The sequence below is a fragment of the Streptomyces sp. NPDC004435 genome, from assembly GCF_042873895.1.
Lineage (GTDB): Bacteria > Actinomycetota > Actinomycetes > Streptomycetales > Streptomycetaceae > Streptomyces.
In genome coordinates this window covers 26,957-50,870 of the sequence record NZ_JBIAMB010000007.1, presented here as the reverse complement: position 1 = coordinate 50,870, position 23,914 = coordinate 26,957, and the positions used below count along the sequence as shown (strand labels likewise).

19 protein-coding genes are annotated in these 23,914 nt (G+C 74.6%); 9 read left to right on the top strand and 10 right to left on the bottom strand.

All coding sequences use genetic code 11. From position 1 onward, the window contains the following. Positions 1–21 precede the first annotated feature (21 nt). From ACFYT9_RS14225 to ACFYT9_RS14215, 3 genes are read right to left on the bottom strand one after another with little or no spacing between them, the layout of a single operon-like run. Complete coding sequence (locus ACFYT9_RS14225; protein ID WP_389163426.1) at positions 22–921, bottom strand: aminoglycoside phosphotransferase family protein; 900 nt, start codon at positions 919–921, stop codon at positions 22–24. A 55-nt stretch (positions 922–976) separates the two neighbouring features. Then, complete coding sequence (locus ACFYT9_RS14220; protein WP_376604060.1) at positions 977–1,393, bottom strand: ferritin-like domain-containing protein; 417 nt, start codon at positions 1,391–1,393, stop codon at positions 977–979. Continuing rightward, entirely contained in the window at positions 1,390–1,956 is a 567-nt protein-coding gene (locus tag ACFYT9_RS14215) for a hypothetical protein (RefSeq protein WP_389163423.1), read from the bottom strand. The genes ACFYT9_RS14220 and ACFYT9_RS14215 overlap by 4 nt, the downstream gene beginning before the upstream one ends. A gap of 191 nt (positions 1,957–2,147) precedes the next feature. Here ACFYT9_RS14215 and rimP point away from each other — a divergent pair, with 191 nt between their 5' ends. From rimP to ACFYT9_RS14170, 9 genes are all read left to right on the top strand, one after another. Next, on the top strand, positions 2,148–2,645 hold the full coding sequence (gene rimP, locus ACFYT9_RS14210) for a ribosome maturation factor RimP (RefSeq protein WP_389163420.1): 498 nt from the start codon (positions 2,148–2,150) through the stop codon (positions 2,643–2,645). Positions 2,646–2,647: 2 nt separating this feature from the next. Continuing rightward, positions 2,648–3,643: a transcription termination factor NusA gene (nusA, locus tag ACFYT9_RS14205; RefSeq protein WP_387278819.1), complete on the top strand. Its 996-nt coding sequence runs from the start codon at positions 2,648–2,650 to the stop codon at positions 3,641–3,643. Between the two features lie 95 nt (positions 3,644–3,738). Then, on the top strand, positions 3,739–4,029 hold the full coding sequence (locus ACFYT9_RS14200; RefSeq protein ID WP_376604052.1) for a YlxR family protein: 291 nt from the start codon (positions 3,739–3,741) through the stop codon (positions 4,027–4,029). A 149-nt stretch (positions 4,030–4,178) separates the two neighbouring features. Further along, complete coding sequence (infB, locus tag ACFYT9_RS14195; protein ID WP_387278817.1) at positions 4,179–7,253, top strand: translation initiation factor IF-2; 3,075 nt, start codon at positions 4,179–4,181, stop codon at positions 7,251–7,253. A gap of 138 nt (positions 7,254–7,391) precedes the next feature. Next, positions 7,392–7,685: a DUF503 domain-containing protein gene (locus tag ACFYT9_RS14190; protein WP_031008504.1), complete on the top strand. Its 294-nt coding sequence runs from the start codon at positions 7,392–7,394 to the stop codon at positions 7,683–7,685. Between the two features lie 29 nt (positions 7,686–7,714). Beyond that, entirely contained in the window at positions 7,715–8,155 is a 441-nt protein-coding gene (gene rbfA, locus ACFYT9_RS14185; protein ID WP_376603740.1) for a 30S ribosome-binding factor RbfA, read from the top strand. Next, positions 8,152–9,051, top strand: a complete 900-nt coding sequence (gene truB, locus ACFYT9_RS14180; protein WP_387278813.1) for a tRNA pseudouridine(55) synthase TruB — start codon at positions 8,152–8,154, stop codon at positions 9,049–9,051. Before rbfA ends, truB begins: the two co-directional genes overlap by 4 nt. A 233-nt stretch (positions 9,052–9,284) precedes the next feature. After that, positions 9,285–12,875, top strand: a complete 3,591-nt coding sequence (locus ACFYT9_RS14175; protein ID WP_389163415.1) for a trypsin-like peptidase domain-containing protein — start codon at positions 9,285–9,287, stop codon at positions 12,873–12,875. A gap of 50 nt (positions 12,876–12,925) precedes the next feature. Further along, on the top strand, positions 12,926–13,885 hold the full coding sequence (locus ACFYT9_RS14170) for a bifunctional riboflavin kinase/FAD synthetase (RefSeq protein ID WP_376603566.1): 960 nt from the start codon (positions 12,926–12,928) through the stop codon (positions 13,883–13,885). A gap of 18 nt (positions 13,886–13,903) precedes the next feature. Here the strand turns inward: ACFYT9_RS14170 and ACFYT9_RS14165 are convergent, their stop codons facing one another. The 7 genes from ACFYT9_RS14165 to ACFYT9_RS14135 form a co-directional block, all read right to left on the bottom strand. Then, positions 13,904–14,875 (bottom strand): ABC transporter ATP-binding protein, encoded by a 972-nt coding sequence (locus ACFYT9_RS14165; RefSeq protein WP_387278809.1) that lies wholly within the window; start codon positions 14,873–14,875, stop codon positions 13,904–13,906. Further along, positions 14,872–15,840: an ABC transporter ATP-binding protein gene (locus ACFYT9_RS14160; RefSeq protein ID WP_387278806.1), complete on the bottom strand. Its 969-nt coding sequence runs from the start codon at positions 15,838–15,840 to the stop codon at positions 14,872–14,874. The genes ACFYT9_RS14165 and ACFYT9_RS14160 overlap by 4 nt, the downstream gene beginning before the upstream one ends. Then, positions 15,837–16,721, bottom strand: coding sequence for an ABC transporter permease (locus tag ACFYT9_RS14155; protein ID WP_376603560.1), 885 nt, complete (start codon positions 16,719–16,721; stop codon positions 15,837–15,839). The genes ACFYT9_RS14160 and ACFYT9_RS14155 overlap by 4 nt, the downstream gene beginning before the upstream one ends. Beyond that, complete coding sequence (locus ACFYT9_RS14150; RefSeq protein WP_389163411.1) at positions 16,718–17,779, bottom strand: ABC transporter permease; 1,062 nt, start codon at positions 17,777–17,779, stop codon at positions 16,718–16,720. The genes ACFYT9_RS14155 and ACFYT9_RS14150 overlap by 4 nt, the downstream gene beginning before the upstream one ends. Positions 17,780–17,781: 2 nt before the next feature. Continuing rightward, positions 17,782–19,647 (bottom strand): ABC transporter substrate-binding protein, encoded by a 1,866-nt coding sequence (locus ACFYT9_RS14145; RefSeq protein ID WP_389163855.1) that lies wholly within the window; start codon positions 19,645–19,647, stop codon positions 17,782–17,784. A gap of 200 nt (positions 19,648–19,847) precedes the next feature. After that, positions 19,848–23,171: an SCO5717 family growth-regulating ATPase gene (locus ACFYT9_RS14140; protein WP_389163408.1), complete on the bottom strand. Its 3,324-nt coding sequence runs from the start codon at positions 23,169–23,171 to the stop codon at positions 19,848–19,850. Between the two features lie 501 nt (positions 23,172–23,672). After that, positions 23,673–23,906, bottom strand: a complete 234-nt coding sequence (locus ACFYT9_RS14135; protein ID WP_376602106.1) for a DUF397 domain-containing protein — start codon at positions 23,904–23,906, stop codon at positions 23,673–23,675. Positions 23,907–23,914 lie beyond the last annotated feature (8 nt).

The window sequence follows — 23,914 nt, the reverse complement described above, 5'->3', positions numbered from 1 at the left end:
CCCCTCAAAGGGCCCGCGGACTCACAGCCAGCTCGCGAACTCCAGCAGCCACTCGGCCTCCTGCCGGCGCCCGCCGGCCAGCGCCCGCGTACCGGACTCGACGGTCCGGAAGAGCGTCCAGCCGCGCAGCCGCTCCCGGTCGACGTCGAGCGAGTCGGCCAGCTTGTTGACCCGCCGCCGGGCCGCGGGGGCGCCGGCGGAGGAGGCGACCAGGTCCTCGACCCGCTCCCGGACCAGCCGCGCGAGGTCGTAGGCGCGCTCGCCGACCACCGGGTCGGGCCCGACCGCCAGCCAGGGCGCGCGGTCGCCGCCGAGCACCTTGCCCTGCCGGAAGTCGCCGTGCAGCAGCAGCTCCTCGGCGGAGTCCGCGAGCAGTTCCTCGCGGACGGCGAGCGCGGCGGCGGCCAGCTCCCCGGCGGCGGCGTCGGCACGGTGGTGCTCCATGGCGGACGCCTGGCGGGCGGTGCGCACCGCCACCGTCTCGAAGGCGTGCCCGGCCGGCGGGTCCACCCACAGCTTCCGTACGGTCCCGGCCGCTTCGAGCAGCGCCTTGGCCTCCGGCAGCGAGCGGAGCGACACCTCGGGGTGCAGCCGTTCGAGGACGAGGGAGTCCTCGGGCGCCTGCGCGAGGAGCCGAACCGCGCCCCAGCCGTTCCAGTGCGCGAGCGCCTCCCGCTCCCGCTCCGGACGGGTGAACGGCGGCGCGATCTTGAGCGCGGCGGGTTCGCCGCCGGCGTCGCGGACGAGCAGGACCAGGCTGTCGCGTCCGCCGGGGGCCACCACCCGCTCGACGGTCAGACCGGCCTCCTCGGGCACCCGCTCGGCGAGGCCGGGGAGCCGCCCGAGCCAGTCGGCCGCGGCGGCCTCGCCGTACCGCTCCTGGAGCGCCGTCACCAGTCGCCGGGGTGCTTCGAAACCCATGCGTGCGTCGTTCCTTCTGCTGGGGCGGGGTGATCAAGGCTGGTGGGGGCCGGACTCACACCCGCTCGGCGAGCCCAGGAAAGGTTACGTCGCTCCCGCGCCACCGCACCGCACGGACCGCCGCCTCCCGCAGCGCCGCCGCCGCCTCGCTCCGCAGCGGCCCCTCGGAGGCCCGCACCAGATCGGAGTAGACCCCGGCCACCCGGTCCTCCAGGACGGCCGCGAGCCGCACCGCGCCGGCCGGGTCGGCCACCCGGAACGGCAGCTCGTACGCGGCGGCCGCGGCGGCCGGCGTACCGCCGAGGTCGCGGACGGTGCGGCGCAGCGCGTCCCGGCGGGCCCGGTGCGCCTCGTAGGCGGCGGTGGCCTCGGCCCGGCGGTCGTCGGCGACCCGGCCGCCGACGACCCCGTAGCCGTACACCGCCGCGTGCTCGGCGGCGAGGGCGGCCTGGGCGGCGGGGAGGGCGCTCATGCGCGGGCTCCTTCGGTGAGGAGGTAGGCGTGGGCGGCGCCGGCGGCGGCCACGGAGGCGAGCAGCCGGGCGTACTCGGGCGGCGCCGCGAGCAGCTCGGCGGTGTGCGCGTCGGCAGCGGTCCTGGCGGCGGCGGCCAGCTCCCGCAGCGCGGTCTCCGGGTCGGCGGGTACGGCCCGGGCGGGTGTCCCGGTGGCCGTGGGGGCGGCCGCGCCGGTGGCGGCGGCGGACGGCGTCGGGGTGGCCGAGGCGGTGGGGCCGCCCTCGCCGAGGGCCTTCGCGTGGGCCGCGACGGAGGCGCGCAGGGGGGCCACGCGCGCGTGGAGCGCGGGATGGGCGGCGAGGGTGGTGTCGTAACGTTCCAGCAAGATCCGTGAGGCGCTCACCGCGCGGCGGCGGAGGGCAGCCTCGGCGCGGGCCACCCGTTCGGCCTCGCGGGCCGCCGCCTCCTGGGCCGCGCTCGGGCGGCGCGGGCCCCCGGCGTCGGAGGTGCAGCCCGTCAGGGCCGCCGCGGCGGCCGAGGCCCCCGCAACGAGCACGGCGCGTCTCCCCGTCGTCGTCACGCTCTCTCCCTCAGCATTCCGGACCCCTCCCGGCCGCCCGTCGAAGATCACCGCAGGCGAGCGTACCCGCGGGGGCCCCCGCCGTGGACGGCAACACCCTCCGCGACCGGATACCCTTGGTCCGACACGCAGCGACAAGCAGCGACGAGCGACGTACCCACAACAGCACACGCGGCCGAGGAGTCACCCGGATGAGCACCACCCAGAGCGACAGGCTGCGCGGACTCATTGAGCCGCTCGTCCACGCGGAGAACCTGGATCTGGAGGAGATCGAGGTGTCCCGGGCCGGCCGCCGCGGACTGCTGAGGATCGTCGTCGACTCGGACGAGGGCGTCGAGCTGGACGCCTGTGCCGAGCTGAGCCGCGCGATCTCCGCGAAGCTGGACGAGACCGACGCCATGGGCGACGGCGAGTACGTCCTGGAGGTCAGCTCCCCGGGTGCCGACCGTCCGCTCTCCGAGCGCCGCCACTACGTCCGGGCCACCGGCCGGCTGGTGAAGCTCCAGCTCGCCGAGGGCGGGGAGCTGGTCACCCGCATCCTGGCCGTGGACGAGGACGGGCTCGACACCGAGGTCCCGGGCGTGAAGGGCCGCAAGGCCACCGCCCGCCGCGTGGAGTTCGCCGAGATCGCCAAGGCGCGTGTCGAGATCGAGTTCAACCGCAAGGACAAGAAGGAAGAGGAGGCGTAGCCGTGGACATCGACGTGAAGCTCCTGAAGGGCTTGGCACAGGAGAAGGAAATCTCCTTCGAGATGCTGGTCGAGGCGATCGAGTCGGCCCTCCTCATCGCGTACCACCGCACCCCGTCCGCCCGCCGCCACGCGCGCGTGGAGCTGGACCGGCACACCGGGCACGTGACGGTCTGGGCCGAGGAGGACGCGGCCGACCTGGAGGAGGGGCAGGAGCCCAAGGAGTTCGACGACACCCCGTCGGACTTCGGCCGCATCGCGGCGAGCACCGCCCGCCAGGTCATCCAGCAGCGGCTGCGCGACGCCGAGAACGACGTGACCTTCGGCGAGTACGCCCGCCGCGAGGGCGATGTCGTCGCCGGCGTGGTGCAGCAGGGCAAGGACCCCAAGAACGTCCTCGTCAAGCTGGACGACAAGCTGGAGGCCATCCTTCCGGTGCAGGAGCAGGTGCCGGGCGAGGACTACACGCACGGCCTGCGGCTGCGCACGTACGTCGTCCGCGTCGCCAAGGGCGTCCGCGGCCCGTCCGTCACCCTTTCGCGCACCCACCCCAATCTGGTGAAGAAGCTCTTCGCCCTGGAGGTGCCGGAGATCGCCGACGGTTCGGTCGAGATCTCGGCGATCGCCCGTGAGGCCGGTCACCGGACCAAGATCGCGGTCCGTTCCACCCGTTCGGGCCTGAACGCCAAGGGCGCCTGCATCGGCCCCATGGGCAGCCGCGTCCGGAACGTGATGGCGGAGCTGCTCGGCGAGAAGATCGACATCGTCGACTGGTCGGACGACCCGGCGGAGATGGTGGCGAACGCGCTCTCCCCGGCCCGGGTCTCCAAGGTCGAGGTCGTCGACGCCGCCGCCCGGTCCGCCCGGGTGACGGTCCCCGACTACCAGCTCTCGCTGGCCATCGGCAAGGAGGGCCAGAACGCCCGCCTGGCCGCCCGTCTCACCGGCTGGCGCATCGACATCCGGCCGGACACCGAGGCTCCGGCCGAGGAGGGCTGAGCGACTCCGCCACACGTCGGAGATCGTTTTTGGCCAACAGCTGTTCGATTTTTGCCCCAAACGGGTGAGGTCGGTACGGGGAGGTAGACTTAATCGTGTCTGGCCGGACGCATGCCCGCGCGTGCCCTGAGCGAACCTGTGTGGGATGCCGGGAGCGAGCGGCCAAGAGCGATCTGCTGCGGATCGTGGTGAACAAGGACGAGTGCGTCCCCGATCATCGCGGTACGCTGCCCGGCCGGGGTGCGTACGTGCACCCCGCCTTGCACTGTCTCGACCTGGCGGTCCGCCGCAGGGCGTTCCCGAGGGCCTTCAAGGTCCCGGGTCCGCTCGACACGGCGGTTCTGCGGGATCACGTCGAGCAGGCCGCGCAGGCGGCACCGCAGTGAACAAGAAGTACGGCACGGAACACCGTGCGGTCAGGTACCTCGCGAGTCGGAAGTAGGTCGAGATTGCGATGAGCACTCGATGAGTACGCGATGAGTACGCCCATGAAGTAGCGACGGTCCGGCGGTAACCGGACCTATAAAGGAGCGAAGTGGCTAAGGTCCGGGTATACGAACTCGCCAAGGAGTTCGGTGTGGAGAGCAAGGTCGTCATGGCCAAGCTCCAGGAACTCGGTGAATTCGTCCGTTCGGCGTCCTCGACCATCGAGGCGCCGGTCGTGCGCAAGTTGACTGACGCTTTGCAGGGTCCCGGCGGTTCCGCCGGCAAGACCGCTGCCAAGCCCGGCGCGCCCCGCAAGGCGGCGCCCGCCCCCAAGCCGGGTGCCCCGGCGCCGTCCCCGGCGCAGGCCGCCCGTCCCGCCGCCCCGAAGCCTGGAGCGCCCACCCCGGCGCCCAAGCCCGCGGCGGCAGAGAAGCCCTCGACGCCGGCCCCCGGCCCGCGTCCGACCCCGGGTCCGAAGCCCGCGGCTCCGGCACCGGCCCCCAAGCCGGCCCCCGCCGCCCCGGCTCCGACCAACCCGGAGTTCACCGCGCCTCCGGCGGCTCCCGCCGCCGGTGGCCAGCGTCCCGGTGGTGCCGCCCCCGGCCCGCGTCAGACCGGTGCCCGTCCGGGCCAGTCGGCGCCGCGCCCGGGCCAGCAGGCCCCCCGTCCCGGCCAGCAGGCCCCGCGTCCGGGCGCCCCGCGTCCGGCCGGCCCGCGTCCGGGCAACAACCCCTTCACCTCCGGCGGCTCCACCGGCATGGCGCGTCCGCAGACGCCCCGTCCCGGTGGCGGTGCTCCGCGCCCCGGCGGCCCCGGTGCCGTTCCGGGTGCCCCGCGTCCGCAGGGCGGCCCCGGTGGCGCCCCGCGCCCGCAGGGTCAGGGCGGCGCCCGTCCCACCCCCGGTGGCATGCCTCGTCCGCAGGCCCCCCGTCCGGGCGGTGCGCCCGGCGGTAACCGTCCGAACCCGGGCATGATGCCGCAGCGTCCCGCTGCCGGCCCGCGTCCGGGCCCCGGCGGCCGTGGTCCCGGTGGCCCCGGCGGTCGTCCGGGCGGTCCCGGCGGCGGCGGCGGTCGTCCCGGCTTCGCCGGTCGTCCGGCCGGTCCCGGTGGCGGTGGCGGCGGCTTCGCCGGCCGTCCCGGTGGTCCCGGTGGTGGCGGCGGCGGTCGTCCGGGTGGTCCCGGCGGCGGTGGCGGCGGCTTCGGCGGTCGTCCCGGCGGCTTCGGTGGCCGTCCCGGCGGTCCGGGTGGCCGTGGTGGCACGCAGGGCGCCTTCGGTCGTCCCGGCGGTCCCGCGCGTCGCGGTCGCAAGTCGAAGCGGCAGAGGCGCCAGGAGTACGAGGCCATGCAGGCCCCGTCCGTGGGCGGCGTGATGCTGCCTCGCGGCAACGGCGAGACCATTCGCCTGTCGCGCGGTGCGTCCCTCACCGACTTCGCGGAGAAGATCGGCGCCAACCCGGCGTCGCTCGTCGCGGTCATGATGAACCTCGGTGAGATGGTCACGGCCACGCAGTCCGTCTCCGACGACACGCTCGTCATGCTGGCCGAGGAGATGAACTACGTCGTCCAGGTCGTCAGCCCGGAGGAGGAGGACCGCGAGCTGCTCGAGTCCTTCGACATCGAGTTCGGCGAGGACGAGGGCGGCGAAGAGGCCCTGGTCTCCCGTCCGCCGGTCGTGACCGTCATGGGTCACGTCGACCACGGTAAGACCCGCCTTCTCGACGCGATCCGCAAGACCAACGTGGTCGCGGGCGAGGCCGGTGGCATCACCCAGCACATCGGTGCCTACCAGGTCGGTACCGAGGTCAACGGCGAAGAGCGTCGCATCACCTTCATCGACACCCCGGGTCACGAGGCGTTCACCGCCATGCGTGCCCGTGGTGCGAAGTCGACCGACATCGCGATCCTCGTGGTCGCGGCCAACGACGGCGTCATGCCGCAGACGATCGAGGCGCTCAACCACGCCAAGGCCGCCGGCGTCCCGATCGTCGTCGCGGTCAACAAGATCGACGTCGAGGGTGCCGACCCGGTCAAGGTCCGCGGTCAGCTGACCGAGTTCGGTCTGGTGGCCGAGGAGTACGGCGGCGACACGATGTTCGTCGACATCTCCGCCAAGCAGGGTCTGCACATCGACTCCCTGCTGGAGGCCGTGGTCCTCACCGCCGACGCCTCGCTCGACCTCCGGGCCAACCCGGACCAGGACGCGCAGGGTATTGCGATCGAGTCCCACCTCGACCGCGGTCGCGGTGCCGTCTCGACCGTCCTCGTCCAGCGCGGAACGCTGCGCATCGGCGACACCATCGTCGCGGGCGACGCGTACGGCCGAGTCCGGGCCATGCTCGACGACAAGGGCAACAACGTGGAGGAGGCGACCCCGTCGACCCCCGTCCTCGTCCTGGGCCTCACCAACGTCCCGGGTGCCGGTGACAACTTCCTCGTCGTCGACGAGGACCGCACCGCCCGCCAGATCGCCGAGAAGCGCGCCGCCCGCGAGCGGAACGCGGCCTTCGCCAAGCGCGTCCGCCGTGTCTCGCTCGAGGACCTGGACAAGGTGCTCAAGGCCGGCGAGATCCAGCAGCTGAACCTGATCATCAAGGGTGACGCGTCTGGTTCCGTCGAGGCCCTGGAGTCCTCCCTGCTCCAGCTGGACGTCGGCGAGGAGGTCGACATCCGCGTCCTGCACCGCGGCGTGGGTGCCGTCACCGAGTCCGACATCGACCTGGCGATGGGCTCCGACGCCATCGTGATCGGCTTCAACGTGCGCGCCGCCGGGCGTGCGCAGCAGATGGCCGAGCGCGAGGGTGTGGACGTCCGGTACTACTCGGTCATCTACCAGGCGATCGAGGAGATCGAGGCGGCCCTCAAGGGTCTGCTCAAGCCGGAGTTCGAGGAGGTCGAGCTGGGCACCGCGGAGATCCGCGAGGTCTTCCGCTCCTCCAAGCTCGGCAACATCGCCGGTGTCCTCATCCGCTCCGGCGAGGTCAAGCGCAACACCAAGGCGCGCCTCCTCCGCGACGGCAAGGTCATCGCCGAGAACCTCAACATCGAGGGTCTGCGCCGCTTCAAGGACGACGTCACCGAGATCCGCGAGGGCTTCGAGGGTGGTATCAACCTCGGAAACTTCAACGACATCAAGATCGACGACGTCATCGCGACGTACGAGATGCGCGAGAAGCCGCGCGCGTAACACGCGGTGAAGTGCCGGGGCCGGTCGGCGGAGGTTATTCCGTCGATCGGCCCCGGCCGTTCCGTGTACGGTTCCGGTGTCCCCGCCCAGTGGTGGGCGGGGCCACTGAACCCGAACCGGCGGGACATCCGGACATACATGTATGTGGGGACTCTGTCCTTCGACCTGCTCCTCGGCGACGTCCATTCGCTCAAGGAGAAACGCTCCCTCGTGAAGCCGATCGTCGCCGAGCTCCAGCGGAAGTTCTCGGTGAGCGTGGCGGAGGTGAGCGGCCAGAACCTCCACCGGCGGGCCGAGATCGGCGTCGCCATGGTCTCGGGCGACCTGGGGCACCTGAACGGCGTCCTGGACCGCTGCGAGCGCCTGGTCGCCGCGCGGCCGGAGGTGGAGCTGCTCTCGGTGCGCCGAAGGCTCCACACTGATGAAGACTGAATGAGCAAGGCAAAGAAGGAGACGGACCAGTGGCCGACAACGCGCGGGCGAAGAAGCTGGCGGACCTCATCCGGGAGGTGGTCGCCGAGAAGCTGCAGCGCGGCATCAAGGACCCGCGCCTGGGTACGCACGTGACCATCACGGACACCCGCGTCACCGGTGACCTGCGGGAGGCCACGGTCTTCTACACGGTCTACGGCGACGACGAGGACCGGGCGAGCGCCGCGGCGGGCCTGGAGAGCGCCAAGGGCATTCTCCGCTCGGCCGTCGGTCGGGCGGCGGGGACCAAGTTCACCCCCACCCTGGCCTTCGTGGCCGACGCCCTCCCGGAGAACGCGCGGACCATCGAGGACCTCCTCGACAAGGCGCGTGCCTCCGACGCCCAGGTGCGGGAGGCGTCCTCGGGCGCCGACTTCGCGGGCGAAGCCGACCCGTACAAGAAGCCGGGCGAGGACGACACCGCCGAATGAGCGACAAGACGCAGACGCCCGACGGCCTTGTCATCGTGGACAAGCCGTCGGGCTTCACCTCGCACGACGTCGTGGCCAAGATGCGCGGGATCGCCAGGACCCGCCGCGTCGGCCACGCCGGCACGCTCGACCCCATGGCCACGGGCGTCCTCGTCCTCGGCGTGGAGCGGGCCACCAAGCTCCTCGGTCACCTCGCGCTGACCGAGAAGGAGTACCTGGGCACCATCCGCCTGGGCCAGACCACGATCACGGACGACGCCGAGGGCGAGATCACGGCGTCGGTCGACGCGTCGAAGGTCACCCGCGAGCAGATCGACGCCGGGGTCGCGGAACTGACCGGCGCCATCATGCAGGTCCCGTCGAAGGTCTCCGCCATCAAGATCGACGGAAAGCGGTCCTACGCGCGCGTGCGCGGCGGCGAGGAGTTCGAGATCCCGGCCCGACCGGTGACCGTCTCCTCCTTCCGGGTGTACGACGTGCGCGAGGCGACGGCCGAGGACGGCACGCCCGTCGTCGACCTGGTCGTCTCGGTGGTCTGCTCCTCCGGTACGTACATCCGGGCGCTGGCCCGGGACCTCGGCGCCGGGCTCGGCGTCGGCGGCCACCTCACCGCGCTGCGGCGCACCCGGGTGGGCCCGTACAAGCTGGACAGCGCCCGCACGCTCGACCAGCTCCAGGAGGAGCTGACCGTGATGCCGGTCGCGGACGCGGCGACGGCGGCGTTCCCGCGCTGGGACGTCGACGAGAAGCGGGCCCGGCTGCTGCTCAACGGGGTCCGGCTGGAGATGCCGGAGTACCCCAAGGGCGCGGTCGCGGTCTTCGGGCCCGGCGGGCAGCTGCTCGCACTGGTCGAGGACCAGCGGGGCAAGGCGAAGAGCCTGGCGGTCTTCGGCTGAGAAGTACGCCGGGCCGAGACGGCTCCGGTCGATGCGGCTTCGGTCGAGACGGCCTCGGCCGATGCGGCTTCGGCTGATCGGCGGGAACAGGAGGGCGGGTGCGCGCGGCGCGCCCGCCCTTCCGCGTTTCTTCACCCCATCGGGGAAGCGCTCGAAGCGAACCCGGGGAGTGCGAGGGGGCGCGTTCGGCGAACGGCACCGACCCGCGCCCACCTCGGCCTAACCTCCCCACCATGGGACGCGGGGACCTGGCGGAGCCGCCGGTGGGGCTGGTGCGGATCTGCGATCTGGCGGGCCGGCCGCGCGGCACCGGATTCCTCGCCGACCACGAGGGCACCCTCGTCACCAGCCACGAGGCCGTCGACGGACTCAGCCGCGTCGTGCTGCACGCGCCCGGCGAGCGCACCTGGCTCGCCGAGGCCGACGCCGTCACCCCCCTCCCCGAGCAGGGGCTCGCCCTGATCCGCACCGAGGGCCTCGGCGTGCGCCCGCTGCCGCTCGCCACCCGCCCGGCCGTCGAACCCGGCACCTACGTCCGGCTCGCCGCGCACGGCTGGCGCGAGGCCCGCGTCCTCGGCCCCGCCGCCGTCACCTACACCGCCACCGACCGCTTCCACGTCCTCGCCGACGCCCTCGAACTCGCCATCGGAACCGAGGGCGCCGAGGCCCTGCGGCTCGGCGGCCCGGCCGCGGGCGGCCCCGTCCTCGACAGCGTCACCGGCACCGTCCTCGGCGTCGTCGGCACCGCCCTCCAGGGCGACCCGCGCGCCGCCGGACACGCGGTGCCCCTCCGCCCGGACGGCCCCCTCGGCGACCTGCTCCGCCGCAACGCGGCCACCGTCCCCGCCTACGGCCCCGACCTCAACCTCGCCGCCGTCCTCGAACTCACCGTCCCCACCGCGCTCCCGGACCGCGACCCGTCCCCCTGGCCCGCCCCGGTCGCCCGCCCCGCCGCCCTCGCGGTCCTCACCGGCTTCGCGGCCGGTCCGGTGCCCACAGGCCCCGTCCTCGCCGTCGTCGGCGAGCCCGGCAGCGGGCGGACGACCCTGCTCGGCACGGTCTGCGAGGACCGGGCGCGCGGGGCCAAGCCGACCGTCCGGCTCCGGGGCGCCGACCTGCGGGAGGAGGACGCGTCGGTCGCGGACGCGGTCGGGCGGGTCCTGCACCGGGCGGCGCGGATCGCCGCCGCCTCCGGGGACACCGGCGACACCGTCACGGCGGAACGGGCCGCGGCGCTCGCCGGGGAGGCCGGACGGCCGCTCCTCGTCGTCCTCGACGGGCCCGAGGAGATGCCCCCGCGCCTCGGTCTGCGGCTCGCCGACTGGACCACGGCCACCGAGCGGTGGCTGCGCGCCCACGGCGCCCGCCTCGTCCTCGCCTGCCGCCCCGAGTACGCCGACGAGGCGGCCGCCCTCTGGAGCGCCGCGCCCGCCGTCCTGCCGCTCGGCGACCTCACCGAGACCGAGGCCGGAGCCGTGCGCCAGGGGTACGGGCTCCGCGCGGAGGACCTCGCCGAGGCCGACGCCCGGCATCCGCTCGCCCTGCGGCTGCTCGCCGAGGTGCGGGCCGCGCTCCCCGGCGAGGTGCCCGGGCGCCCCGGGCGGGCCGAGATCTTCACCGCCCACCTGGACCTGATGTGCCTGCGGATCGCGGTCCGGATCGCCGCGGGCACCCGCCCGCTGCCCGCCGGACCCGCCGTCCGCCGGCTCGCCGCCCGCGTCACCGGCCAGGTCCACGAGGCCGCCCGGCGCTGCCTCGGCCCCGGCCACGGCCTCCTCGACCGCGCCTCCTTCGAGGAGCTCTTCCCGTGGCGCGACGGCTGGGCCCCCGCCGTCCTCACCGAGGGCCTCCTCGCCCCCGCGGGCTCCGGCTACCGCTTCGCCCACGAGGAGCTCTCCGACTGGCTCCAGGCCGCCCACCTCGACCTCGACACCGCCCTCCACACCCTCGTCCACGCCCACCGGCCCCTCGCCCCGACCGAGGCGGACACCGGTCCCGCCCCGGCCCCCGCCCGCGTCGACGCCCCGGATCCGGCCGCCGGCCAGGGGCCGGACGGGGACGGGGCGCAGCCGGACGCCTCTCCCCGCCCGCGCGGCCGGGGCAGGCGCGGCCGCGCTCCGGGCCCTGACGCGGCGGAGACCTTCGAGACCGGCTCCGCCGCGCGGGAGCCTCGGACCGGCGGGCCCCGGGGGCGTCGGCGGCGGGGGGCGACTGATGCCGGGGACAGCAGCGGCGGGGAAGGCGCGGCCGAGCCGGGAGGTACGCCGCTCGCCGTGCCCCGGCACCGGGTCGGGACCGTGGCGCAGGCGCTGCTGCTCGCCCCGAGAGAGGGCGGCCCCGCCGCCCTCGCCACCCGGCTGACCGGGCTCGTCGACTTCCTGGCCGACGCCGGGCCCGGCACGCCCGACGACGCCGTCTGGTGGGCGACCACCCTGCTCACCCGCGCACTGGCCGGGACCGGCGACCCCCGCCCCTACCTCCCCGTGCTGCGCCGGCTCGCCGACCGGATCGGGGCCGGCCAGGACCCGGCGGGCCGCCTCGCCGCCGCCTTCGGACCGGACTGGTGGCGGGACGCGGCCGTCGGAGAGGACGAACGGCTCGACCTGCTGCGGCGCCTGGTCACCGGCGACCCCGGATACCCGGCCGCCGTCGGCGAGCTGCTCACCGCCGAACCCCGCGCCGTCCAGCCCCTGCTCTGCCGGTGGTTCACCGACGGACGCGCGCTCTCCGCACGCCCGTACACCACCGTCGCCACGCTCGCCCAGGAGCTGCTCCACACCCACCGGGCGGGCGCCGTGGACGACCTGTGCGAGGCGCTGGCCGGCACCGCGCACCCGCTCGCCGAGGGGCTGCTCGGCGCGCTCGTCGACGACGAGCCGTCCGCGCTGTGCCGCGCCGTCGACCGGTGGGCGCACGACGACCTCAGGCCGGAGAGACGGCTGGCCGCCGCCGCGTACGGCAGCCTCCTGGCCGCGCGCGGCCAGGACCGCGAGGACCGCGAGCCGCTGCGGTACGCGGCCTGCGCGCTGCTCGCCAGGACGGGGGACCAGCCGCTGCACGCTGCCGCGCTGGGCATCCTCGTCCGCGATCCGCACACCCGGGACCCGTACCTGGCCCGCGCCCTCGCCGACCCCCGGGTGCCCGCCGACGCGCTCGTCACCGCGCTGCCCGACCACCCCGACGCCGTCCTCGACGCGCTGCGCGACCGGCTCGGCGACGGCCAGGACGCAGGCCCCGTGCTGCGCGCCCTCGCCGCCGTCGACACGCCCGCCCTCACCCGCCGGATCGCCGTCCTCGTCCGCGAGTACGTCACCCGCCACCCCGGCGGCGCCCGGCACGCCGCCGCCTACGTGGACCTCCGGTTCGAGGAGGGACCGACCGCACGCGCGGTGCTCTTCCCGCTCGTCGTCGGCCTGATCCACGGCCGGCCCGCCGCCGTCCGGCGCGCCCTCGCCCCCGTCCTCGCCGCCCCCGGCACCGGCGCCTCCCGCCATCTGCGCGCCGAACTCCTCGACGTCCTCCTCGACCACGAGACCTACGCGGCCGAGCCGGGGGAGCGGACCGTGCCGGACGCGCTGCTCACCGCCGCCGCCGAGGGCGCCGCCCGCCGCCCGCCGCCACGCAACCGCGCCCTGCTCGCCCGTACCACCGCCCTCTACGCCCGCGACCCGGCCGGCGCCGCCCACCGCGACCGGCTGCTCGCCGCGCTCGCCGCCGACCATCCCGCCTTCGCCGCGCTGCTCGCACAGACCCCGCCCGCGCGGCGAACATCGGGCACTCTCCATGCCGATGCCAACCGTCGGGCGCGGGCATGGCAGTCTTAGACCTGCGTAATGGGCGCACAGGGCGAACAGGCGGACGAGGAGCGGTCACAGTGCAGCGCTGGCGTGGCTTGGAGGACATCCCCCAGGACTGGGGGCGCAGCGTCGTCACCATCGGCTCCTACGACGGTGTGCACCGCGGACACCAGCTCATCATCGGGCGGGCCGTCGAGCGCGCCCGCGAGCTCGGGGTCCCCACCGTCGTGGTGACCTTCGACCCGCACCCCTCCGAGGTGGTGCGCCCCGGCAGCCACCCGCCGCTGCTCGCCCCGCACCACCGGCGCGCCGAGCTGATGGCCGAACTGGGCGTGGACGCGGTGCTCGTGCTGCCGTTCACCGCCGAGTTCTCGCAGCTGTCGCCGGCCGACTTCATCGTCAAGGTGCTCGTCGACAAGCTGCACGCCCGGGCCGTCATCGAGGGCCCCAACTTCCGCTTCGGCCACCGGGCCGCGGGGAACGTCGACTTCCTCACCGAGCTGGGCGCCACCTACGACTACGAGGTCGAGGTGATCGACCTGTACGTGAGCGGCACCGCCGGCGGCGGGCAGCCCTTCTCCTCCACCCTCACCCGACGGCTGGTCGCCGAGGGCGACATGACGGGCGCCGCCGAGATCCTCGGCCGGCCGCACCGCGTCGAGGGCATCGTGGTGCGCGGCGCGCAGCGCGGCCGCGAGCTGGGCTTCCCCACAGCCAACGTGGAGACCCTGCCGCACACCGCGATCCCCGCCGACGGCGTCTACGCCGGCTGGCTGACCGCCGACGGCGAGCGGATGCCGGCGGCGATCTCCGTCGGCACCAACCCGCAGTTCGACGGCACCGAGCGGACGGTGGAGGCGTACGCGATCGACCGCGAGGGCCTCGACCTGTACGGACTCCACGTCACCGTCGACTTCCTCGCCTACGTGCGCGGCATGCTCAAGTTCGACACCCTCGACGACCTGCTGGTGGCCATGGCCGGCGACGTCGAGCAGTGCCGGGCCCTGACGGCCGCGTACGACGCCGGGAGGGCGTGACCCCTCCCGGCGGGTTCCTCACTCCTCCCGCGCCACCGCCCAGTGGCAGGCCACCCCCCGCTCCCCGCCACCCGCGCGGAGCACCGGCAGGGCCTCCGTGCGGCAGCGGTCGGCGAAGGGAGCCGCCTCGCCGGAGGCCAGCACATGACAGCGGGCGTGGAAGCGGCACCCGGCGGGGATCCGGGCCGGGTCCGGCGGCTCGCCGGTCAGGACCACCGGCGGCGTCGCCGACTCCGGCAGCACCGACAGCAGCGCGCGGGTGTACGGATGGCGGGGCGCCGTCAGCACCGACTCGACCGGGCCCGTCTCCACCACCCGTCCCAGATACATCACGGCGACCCGGTCCGCGATGTTCCAGGCGAGCCCCAGGTCGTGCGTCACCACCAGCGCGGACAGACCGAGTTCGTCGCGGAGCCGGAGCAGCAGCGCCAGGATCTCGCCGCGCACCGACGCGTCCAGGGAGGCCACCGGCTCGTCCGCGACGATCAGTTCGGGCTCCAGGACGAGCGCTCCCGCGATCACCACCCGCTGTCGCTGCCCGCCGGACAGCTCGTGCGGGTAGCGCAGGAAGAAACGCTCGGGCGGCCGCAGCCCGGCCCGGGAGAGCGCCTCCGCGACCGCCGCGCGCTCGTCCCCCGTACAGCCGTGGATCCGCAGCCCCTCGGCGACCGCCTCGTACACCGTGTGGCGGGGGTTGAGGGAGCCGCTGGGGTCCTGGAGGACGAGCTGGGCGCGCCGGCGGTACGCCTTGAGCGCCCGGGAGGTGTACGCGAGGGGCTCGCCGGCGAAGGAGACCGTGCCGGCCCCGGGCCTGACCAGGCCGAGGAGCGTCCGGGCCAGGGTCGTCTTGCCGCAGCCGGACTCGCCGACCAGGGCCACGATCTCGCCCGCGCCGATCTCCAGGTCCACCCCGTCGACCGCCCGGGCCGGCGGTGCGCCCCGCCGGCCCGGGAAGGTGACGTGCACCCCGCTGGCCGTGAGCAAGGTCATCCGCGATCACTCCCCACATGGACGCAGGCGGCCCGCCGCCCGTCGCCCGCCGCCCGCAGTCGCTGGTCGTCCTCGGCGCACTCCGCGACCGCCACCGGGCAGCGCGGGTGGAAGGCGCAGCCGGCCGGCAGCTCCGCCGGGTCCGGCGGGTCGCCCGGGAGGCCGCGCGGCGCCCGCCGCGAGGCCGGGTCCCCGATCCGGGGGAACGCCGAGGACAGCGCCCTCCCGTAGGGGTGGGCGGCCGACCCGTACACCTCGCGGGCCGGGCCCTCCTCGACGATCCGGCCCGCGTACATGACGGCGAGCCGGTCGCAGGTGTCGGCGAGCACCGCCAGGTCGTGGCTGATCATCATCAGTCCGATGGACTCCTCGGCGACCAGCCGCTCGATCAGCCGCAGGATCTGCGCCTGGATCATCACGTCGAGCGCGGTGGTCGGCTCGTCGGCGACGATCAGGCGGGGTTCGCAGGCGAGCGCCATGGCGATCATCACGCGCTGCCGCTGCCCGCCGGAGAGCTCGTGCGGATAGCCGGCGGCCCGGGAGGCGGGCAGCCCGACCTGGTCGAGGAGGCCGGCGACGCGCTTGCGGGCCTCCGCGGGGGTGGCCCGCCGGTGCACCAGGAGCGGTTCGGCGATCTGATCGCCGATCCGGCGCACCGCGTTCAGCGAGTGCATGGCGCCCTGGAAGACGATCGAGGCGCCCGCCCAGCGGACCGCCCGCAGCCGCCCCCACTTCATGGCGAGGACGTCCTCCCCGTCCAGCAGGATCTCGCCCTCCATGCGGGCGCTCGCGGGCAGCAGCCGCAGCAGGGCGAGCGCCAGCGTCGACTTCCCGCAGCCGGACTCGCCGGCCACGCCCAGCTTGGACCCGGCCTCCAGGGCGAGGTCCACCCCGCGCACGGCGGGCACGGCGCCGGCCCCTGAGCCGTACGTGACCCGCAGGTCCTTGATCTCCAGGAGGCTCAACGCCCCACCCCCAGCCTCGGGTTGAGCACGGACTCGACGGCCCGGCCGCAAAGCGTGAAGGCGAGCGCGACCAGCGCGATCGCGATGCCGGGCGGCGCCAGGTACCACCAGTGCCCGGAGGAGACCGCGCCGGCCTCGCGGGCGTCCTGGAGCATCCCGCCCCACGACACCACGGTCGGGTCGCCGAGCCCCAGGAAGGCGAGGGTGGCCTCGGTGAGGATCGCCGTGGAGATGCCGAGCGTGGTCTGCGCGAGGACCAGCGGCATCACGTTCGGCAGCACGTGCCGGGCCATGACGTGTCGGTGGCCGCCGCCCAGCGCGGTGGCCCGCTCGATGTACGGACGGGACTCGACGGCGATCGTCTGCGCCCGTACGAGCCGCGCGGTCGTCGGCCATGAGGTGACGCCGATGGCGAGCACCACCGTCCACATCGACCGGGACAGCACGGTCGCCAGCACGATCGCCAGGACCAGCGCCGGCATCACCAGGAACCAGTCGGTGATCCGCATGACGACGGTGGAGAGCCAGCCGCCGTAGTGTCCGGCGAGGATCCCGACCAGGGTGCCGATCGCGACCGACAGCGTCGCCGCGAGCAGCCCCACGAGGAGCGAGATCCGGGCGCCCCAGATCAGCAGCCCGAGCAGCGAGCGCCCGAACTGGTCGGTCCCGAGCGGGAACTCCGCGCTCGGCGACTCCAGGGCCGTACCGGGCGCGTTGGTCACCGACTGCACGTCGGCGCCGACGAGCAGCGGCGCGGTGAGCGCGAGCAGCGCGATCAGGGCCAGGCCCGCGAGGCCGTACAGGCCCGCCCGGTGCGTCCGGTACGCCTTCCAGAAGCGCGCCGCGGAGCCCCTGCGGCGCTCCCATGCGAGAGAGGTCATCGGCCCACCCGGGGGTCGAGCAGCGGATAGAGCAGGTCGGCGAGGAGGTTCATCAGGATCATCGCTCCGGCGAAGACCACGAACAGGCCCTGGACGAGCGGGAGGTCGGGCACGCTGAGCGCCTGGTAGAAGAGGCCGCCGAGGCCCGGCCAGGAGAAGACCGTCTCCACCAGGATCGAACCGGCCGCCACATGGCCCAGGTTGATGAAGACCATGGTCACCGTCGGCAGCAGCGCGTTCGGCACCGCGTGCCGGCGCCGCACCTCGTCGTCCTTGAGCCCCTTGGCCCGGGCGGTGGTCAGGTAGTCGCCGCCCATCTCGTCGAGGAGCGAGGACCGCATCACCAGGAGCGTCTGGGCGTAGCCGACCGCGACCAGCGTCACCACCGGCAGGACGAGGTGGTGGGCGACGTCGAGGACGTACGCGAAGCCGGTCTCGCCCGTGCCCGACTCCATGCCGCCGGTCGGGAAGAGCCCCGGGATCGGGCCGACGCCCACGGAGAAGACGATGATCAGCAGCAGCCCGAGCCAGAAGGACGGCACCGACCACAGGGTCAGCGCGACGCCGGTGTTCACCCGGTCGCCGAGGCGCCCGTGCCGCCACGCCGAGCGGGTGCCGAGCCAGAGGCCGAGGGCCGAGTAGAGCACCACGGCGACCCCGGTGAGCAGCAGCGTCGCGGGCAGCTTCGCCGCGATCAGCTCGCCGACCGGGGCGCGGAACTGGAAGGAGGTGCCGAGGTCCCCGCCGAGCGCCTTGGAGCAGTAGTCGGCGAACTGCTGCCACAGCGGCAGGTCGAGTCCGAACTGCCGTCGCAGGGTGGCGAGTTGTTCGGCGGAGGTGGGGACGCCGTGGGTCATCGCCTTCACCGGGTCGCCGGGGATGATCCGGAACAGGAAGAAGCTGGTGACCAGCACGGCGAAGAGGGAGACGAGCGCGCCGCCCAGCTTCCCCGCCGCGTGGCGGAGATAGCCGGAGGCGACGCCGGTGCGGGACGCGCCGTCCGTGGCGCGGGCCTCCTCGGCCCGCGCCACGCCGGCGGGGGTGCTTGCCGTCGTCATCGCTACTCGCGGTCGTCGGCGGTGGCGCGCCGGCGCGTCCGGAGGAGCAGGAGTCCGCCGGCGACGACGATCACGGCCGCCCCGATCCCGATCGCGATCCCGGTCGAGGAGGAGCCGGAGTCGTCCCCGGATCCGGAGGCGGAGGCGGCGGGCACGGCGGACCACCAGCTCCAGTAGCCGTCCTGTCCCCACAGGTTTCCGGCGGCCTCGGGCATGGTGGTGATCGAGGCGATCTGGTCGGTGCGGTACGCCTCCAGGGCGTTGGGGTAGGCCATGATGTTCATGTACCCCGTGTCGTACAGCCGGGACTGCATCCGCTTGACCAGGTCCGCCCGCTTGGCGGTGTCGTACTCCACCGCCTGCCGCGCGTAGAGGGTGTCGAACTCCTTGTCGCAGATGAAGTTGTCGGTGGCGCCGGTGTCCTTCGGGGTGGCCGGGAGCGTGCCGCAGGTGTGGATGGACAGGACGTAGTCCGGGTCGGGGTTGACCGACCAGCCGTCGAAGGCGAGGTCGTAGTCGCCCTTGACCCACGGGTCGGAGACGCTGTCCAGACATTCGACGGTCAGCCCGATGCCGAGCGCGCCCCACCACTCCTGGAGGTACTTGCCGACCGCCTTGTCGTTGGGGTCGGTGGCGTGGCAGAGGATCCGGAAGGCGAGCGGCCTGCCGTCCTTGCCGAGCCGCTTCCCGTCGCCGTTCTTCCGGTACCCGGCGTCGTCGAGGGCCTTCGCGGCGGCGGCCGGGTCGTAGGACCGCTTCTGCGTGCCCTCCGGCTTCCAGAAGTACGAGCCGAAGCGGGGCGGGATGTACCCCTCGCCCTCGACGGCGTGGCCCTGGAAGACCTTGTCGACGAGGGTCGCCCGGTCGACGGAGAGGAAGAGCGCCTTGCGGACGGCCGGGTCGAGGAGGGCCGGGTGGCCGTTGCCGAAGGTCTTCCCGTCCTTCGCGCGGGCGCCCGGGTTGGTGGCGAGCGCGTAGAAGCGGCGGCCGGGGGCGTCGTTGACCCTGATGTCCTTCTGGGTCTTCAGCGCCGCCGCCTGGGCGGGCGTCAGGTTCGGGACGAAGGAGACCTCACCCTTCTGGAGGGCGGCGACGGCCGCGTCCCCGTCCTTGTAGTACTTGAACACCAGCTCGTCGAACTTGGGGGCGCCCCGCCAGAACGTCTTGTTCGGCTTCAGCTTGATGTACTGGTCGACCTTGAAGTCGGTGATGACGAAGGGGCCGTTTCCGACGATCGGGAACTGCTGGTCGTTGTTGAACTTCGAGAAGTCGCCGACCTTCTCCCACACGTGCTTCGGCACGATCGGCACGTCCAGCGCGGTCATCGTCGCCTGCGGCTTCTTGAGCCTGATGACCAGCGTCTTCGCGTCGGGCGCCGTGACCTCGGCGAAGTTGGCGGTGAAGCTGCCGTTGGCGGTGGCCGCGTTCGGGTCGGTCATCATCTTGCCGAAGGTCCAGGCCGCGTCCTCGGCCGTGGCCGGCTTCCCGTCGGACCAGGTGGAGCCCTCGCGGATCTTGTACGTCCACGTCAGCTTGTCCGCCGAGGAGGACCACTCCGTCGCGAAGGCGGGGACGGTCCTGGCGTCCTTCGCGTCGTAGTTGGTGAGGTACTCGTACGCCAGCCGGTGGATGCTGGTCGAGGTGAGCTTCTGGGCCAGGAACGGGCTCAGCGAGTCGATGCTCTGCGAGACGGCCACCGTGAGCGTCGTGCCACCGGACTTGTCGTCCCCGGCGGTGGCGGTGGCGGTGGTGGCGGGGAGGGCCGCGAGCGAGGCGGTGGCGAGGCCGGCGGCGAGCAGCAGGCGGGCGGTCCGCCGGGGCCGGCGGCTCCGGCGGGGGAGCGGGCTGGAGGGAACCTTCGTGACCATGACCATGGGACGTGACCTCGCGTCGGGGGATCTGTCGTGGAGTCGTGGATCTTGGGCTGACGTCAAGTGAAGCGAAGATGTATCAGCGGTGGTCTGCCGTCGTCAACGATGACTCAAACCCCGTGTGGGCTGCGGGAATGCAAGGAGGCTCCGTACCGGTGAACCGGTACGGAGCCTCATTGGTCTACTCCTGTGACGCCCTACTGCTGAGGGGCTGGCGGCGCCTGCGGGGGCGCCTGCGGCGGGGCCTGCGGAGGCAGCGGCTGACCGAACGGCTGCCCCGCCGCGGGCGGCTGCCCGTACGGCTGCGCGGGCTGCCCCGGCTCACCCGGCCGGCCGGAAGGCGCCGCCGGCGGATAGGGCTGCTGCCCGTACGGCTGTCCGGGATACCCGGCTTGACCCGGCATCGGCTCCCCGGGCTGGGTGGGGTACGGCTGGCCGGGCGCCGGCTCCCCGGGCGCAGCGGGGTAGGGCTGGCCCGGGTACGGGGGGTACGGCTGCGGCTGCCCCTGCGGCGGGTAGGGCTGTCCGGGCGCCGGCTGACCGGGGGCGTACTGGCCGGGCATCGGCTGCCCGGGGTACGGGCCGCCCTGCGCGGGCGGAGCGCCGTAGGGCTGCCCGGGGGACGGCTGACCCTGCGCGGGCGGGGCGCCGTACGGCTGTCCGGGGGACGGCTGACCCTGCGCGGGCGGAGCGTCGTACGGCCCCGGGGCCGGCTGTCCCGGGTACGGCTGCCCCGGCTGCCCGGGGACGGCCTGACCCGGCATCGGCTGTCCCGGCGCGTACTGACCCGGCGTCGGCTGACCCGGTGCGTACTGCCCGGGCATCGGCGGCGCCATGTGCGGCGGCAGACCGCCCTGGCCGTCGCCGGTCCACAGGCCCTGTGCCTGCTGCGCCCGCGCGAAGTCCTCGGCCACCATCGCCGAGAGGTCGAAGTACGCCTCCCGGGTCTTCGGCCGCATCATGTCGAGGTCGACCTCGGCGCCGGCCGCCAGGTGCTCGTCGAAGGGCACCACGATCACCCCGCGGCACCGCGTGCGGAAGTGCTGCACGATGTCCTCGACCTTGATCATCTTGCCGGTCTCGCGAACCCCCGAGATGACCGTGATCGAGCGCTGCACCAGATCCGCGTAGCCGTGCGCCGACAGCCAGTCCAGCGTCGTCGAGGCGCTGGAGGCGCCGTCCACGGAGGGCGTGGAGATGATGATCAGCTGGTCGGCCAGGTCGAGCACCCCGCGCATGGCGCTGTACAGCAGACCCGTGCCGGAGTCGGTGAGGATGACCGGGTACTGCTTGCCGAGCACGTCGATGGCGCGCCGGTAGTCCTCGTCGTTGAAGGTCGTCGAGACGGCCGGGTCCACGTCGTTGGCGATGATCTCCAGGCCGGACGGCGCCTGCGAGGTGAACCGGCGGATGTCCATGTACGAGTTGAGGTACGGGATCGCCTGCACCAGGTCGCGGATGGTCGCCCCGGTCTCGCGCCGCACCCGGCGGCCGAGCGTGCCGGCGTCCGGGTTGGCGTCGATCGCCAGGATCTTGTCCTGCCGCTCGGTGGCCAGCGTCGCGCCGAGCGCGGTGGTGGTCGTCGTCTTGCCGACACCGCCCTTGAGGGAGATGACCGCGATCCGGTAGCAGGAGAGGACGGGGGTGCGGATCAGCTCCAGCTTGCGCTGCCGCTCCTGCTCCTCCTTCTTGCCGCCCAGCTTGAACCGCGAGGCCGCGCCCGGGTTCCGGCTGGACTTCGCCTTCTGCTTGTTGTTGCGCAGCAGCCGGTCGGAGGAGAGCTCGACGGCCGCCGTGTAGCCGAGCGGGGCACCCGGCACCGAGCGCTCGCGCTGGTCGTGCGTGACCGACTGCGGCCAGGCCGCCCCGGTCCGCGGGTCGACGGCGCCCTGCGGGTACCCGTACCCCTCCGGACCCTGCGGCGGCGCCTCGCCGGGTGCGCTGGGGCCCTGCGGGTAGCCGTACCCGCCCTGTGCCTGCGGCGGGAGACCGTACCCGGAGGGCCCGCCGGGCGCCTGCTCGGCGGGCTGCGGGGACTGGGGGGCCTGCGGCTGCTGTTGGCCCGGATGCGGGTAGCCGTACCCGGCCTGGGCGGCCGCGGGCGGCTGCGGGTAGCCGTATCCGGCGGGCGCGCCGGGCGCCTGCGCGGGGGCGGGTGCCTGCGGAGGCAGGCCGGGGGTGTCCGGGCCCTGCGGGTACCCGTATCCGCCCTGCGGGGGTACGGCCCCGGGCGCGCCGGCCACCGGCTGCCCGGGCCACTGCGGCGCGGGCTGCGGGGCCTGGGGGGTCTGCGGCGCGTCGGGGGAGGCGGGCGGGAAGTTCGGCGGCAGCGGCGGCAGCGCGCCGCCCGGGGCGGGCGCTCCGGAGAAGGCCGCCGGGGCGCCGGGCGCGGCGCTCGCGTCCGCCGGGGCGCCCTCGGCGGGCAGCGGGGCGGCGGCGGGCAGCGCGGCGGGGACGGCGTCGGAGGGGACGGCGTCGGCGGGGGGCGCCGGGACCTCGTCCTCCGCGGTGGCCTCGGTCTCGGTACCGGCCTCGGCCTCGACCTCGTTCCCGGCGTCCGGGTGCTCGACGTCGGCGATCTCGTGGCTGTCGTTCTCGTCGCTGTCGTCGACATCGGCGGCGGCTTCACCGGTCGCCTCGGCCGGCTCGGTCGCCTGGTCGGGGTCGGCCGTGCCGGCGTTGGGGACGGCCGTGCCGGCGTCGGTCCCGGTCGTCGTACCGCCGGCCGGCTCCGTCACCTCGGCCGCCTCGGGGGCCGGCGCGGCGGAGTCCGTACGGGGGTCGGGGACGGACGCCTCGGCGGCCTCCGGCTCCGTGCCCGGCTCGTCCATGGCGGGGGCCGTGGGGACGTCGGCGCGGGCCAGGCCCGCGGCCTCGGGGGAGCCCGGCAGGGGGCCGTCCGCCGCCGCGGCGGCCGGATGCGCGGACGCGTCCGGGCGCAGCTGGGCGGGGTTGAAGCGCATGGTGGCGCCGCTCTCGACCTCGCCGCCGCCGAAGGGCGCGGCGGGGGCGGGAGCGGGTGCCGGGGCGGGTGCCGGGGCGGGAGCCGGTACGGGAGTGGGCGCGGGGGCCGGGTAGGCGGGCGGCGCGACGGGCGTGCCGGGAGCGCCGGCGCCGGGGCCGTACCCGCCGTACGGTCCGGGCGCGGGGGCCTGCTGGCCCGGGACCTGGCCGGGCGCGGGGGCCTGCTGGCCCGGGACCTGGCCGGGCGCGGGGGCTTGCTGGCCCGGGACCTGGCCCGGAACCTGTCCGGGCACCTGGCCCGGCGCGGGCGGCGGGGTGTGCGACCAGCCGGGCTGCTGGAAGCCGCTCGGCGGCACCCCGGGCACCGGGACCGGCGCACCCGTCGGCGGCGGGGGAGTGGCACCGGTGCCCCCGGAACCGCCCTGCGCGCTCTGCGTGTACCAGGCCGGCGGGGTGTAGTCGATGGTGAACTCACCCGTCATCTCGGCGGGATCCGCGTCGGACTCGTCGGCGGGCACGTTCCAGCCCCCGCGGATGTCGTCGCGATCGCCGTTCACTTTGCCTCCTGGTGTGGTCGAGCACCCTTGTGCCGTCGTGCGTCGGGGCCACCGTTCACGGCCGATCGGGCCGGCTCTCTCCCCTCGGGCCCGGCGGACCCTCCGAGGGATCCTCCGCCGCGCCCCCACCCACCCTAAACGTCCGCAACGCCACCGCGGCAGGCCCGTCCTCTCCCCGCGTCCCTCCCTCGGTCCGGCAGCGCGGCCCGGGTGACGCCGGAGCGGCGGAGCGTGAGGAAGCGCGCGGGGCGAAACCGTACAAGAAGGAGCAACGCGGAGGAATCCCCGCCGCTTTGCCCGCCTCCGCCGGTGCGGATCCCCCAGCCTGCGGCCGGGTTCCCCTCCGTCCCGATGGGTTCCCCTTCGTCCTGCCCGCTCCGACCGTGGCCCGAACGGGTGACGCGACGGACCGGCGGCCACGCGCCCCGCTGAGGGCGCGCGGCCGCCGGTCAAGGGGCGGGCCCCGCCGCGGACGGGCGGGGCCACCGCCTCGGTCCGGGCTCAGTTCAGGTCGAACTCGCCGTCCCGCGCGCCGAGGACGAATGCCGTCCACTCCGCCTCCGTGTACCGCAGCACCGTGCCGTGGTCCAGCGAGGAGCGCATGGCGACGGCACCGCCCGGCAGATGGGCGATCTCGACCCGCTCCTCGTCCGGGCTCGTGCCGGGGGCGCCGATCCACTCGACGCCCGAGATGTCGAGGGCGTACAACTCGTCCTTCTCCTGCGCGCTCCCCATGGGAGTTC

Bases quoted from the DNA above. Each gene is read 5' to 3' on its own strand.
- ACFYT9_RS14225 (WP_389163426.1), bottom strand. From the start codon at position 921: ATGGGTTTCGAAGCACCCCGGCGACTGGTGACGGCGCTCCAGGAGCGG.
- ACFYT9_RS14220 (WP_376604060.1), bottom strand. From the start codon at position 1,393: ATGAGCGCCCTCCCCGCCGCCCAGGCCGCCCTCGCCGCCGAGCACGCG.
- rimP (WP_389163420.1), top strand. From the start codon at position 2,148: ATGAGCACCACCCAGAGCGACAGGCTGCGCGGACTCATTGAGCCGCTC.
- ACFYT9_RS14190 (WP_031008504.1), top strand. From the start codon at position 7,392: ATGTATGTGGGGACTCTGTCCTTCGACCTGCTCCTCGGCGACGTCCAT.
- truB (WP_387278813.1), top strand. From the start codon at position 8,152: ATGAGCGACAAGACGCAGACGCCCGACGGCCTTGTCATCGTGGACAAG.
- ACFYT9_RS14175 (WP_389163415.1), top strand. From the start codon at position 9,285: ATGGGACGCGGGGACCTGGCGGAGCCGCCGGTGGGGCTGGTGCGGATC.
- ACFYT9_RS14165 (WP_387278809.1), bottom strand. From the start codon at position 14,875: ATGACCTTGCTCACGGCCAGCGGGGTGCACGTCACCTTCCCGGGCCGG.
- ACFYT9_RS14155 (WP_376603560.1), bottom strand. From the start codon at position 16,721: ATGACCTCTCTCGCATGGGAGCGCCGCAGGGGCTCCGCGGCGCGCTTC.
- ACFYT9_RS14150 (WP_389163411.1), bottom strand. From the start codon at position 17,779: ATGACGACGGCAAGCACCCCCGCCGGCGTGGCGCGGGCCGAGGAGGCC.
- ACFYT9_RS14145 (WP_389163855.1), bottom strand. From the start codon at position 19,647: ATGGTCACGAAGGTTCCCTCCAGCCCGCTCCCCCGCCGGAGCCGCCGG.
- ACFYT9_RS14135 (WP_376602106.1), bottom strand. From the start codon at position 23,906: ATGGGGAGCGCGCAGGAGAAGGACGAGTTGTACGCCCTCGACATCTCG.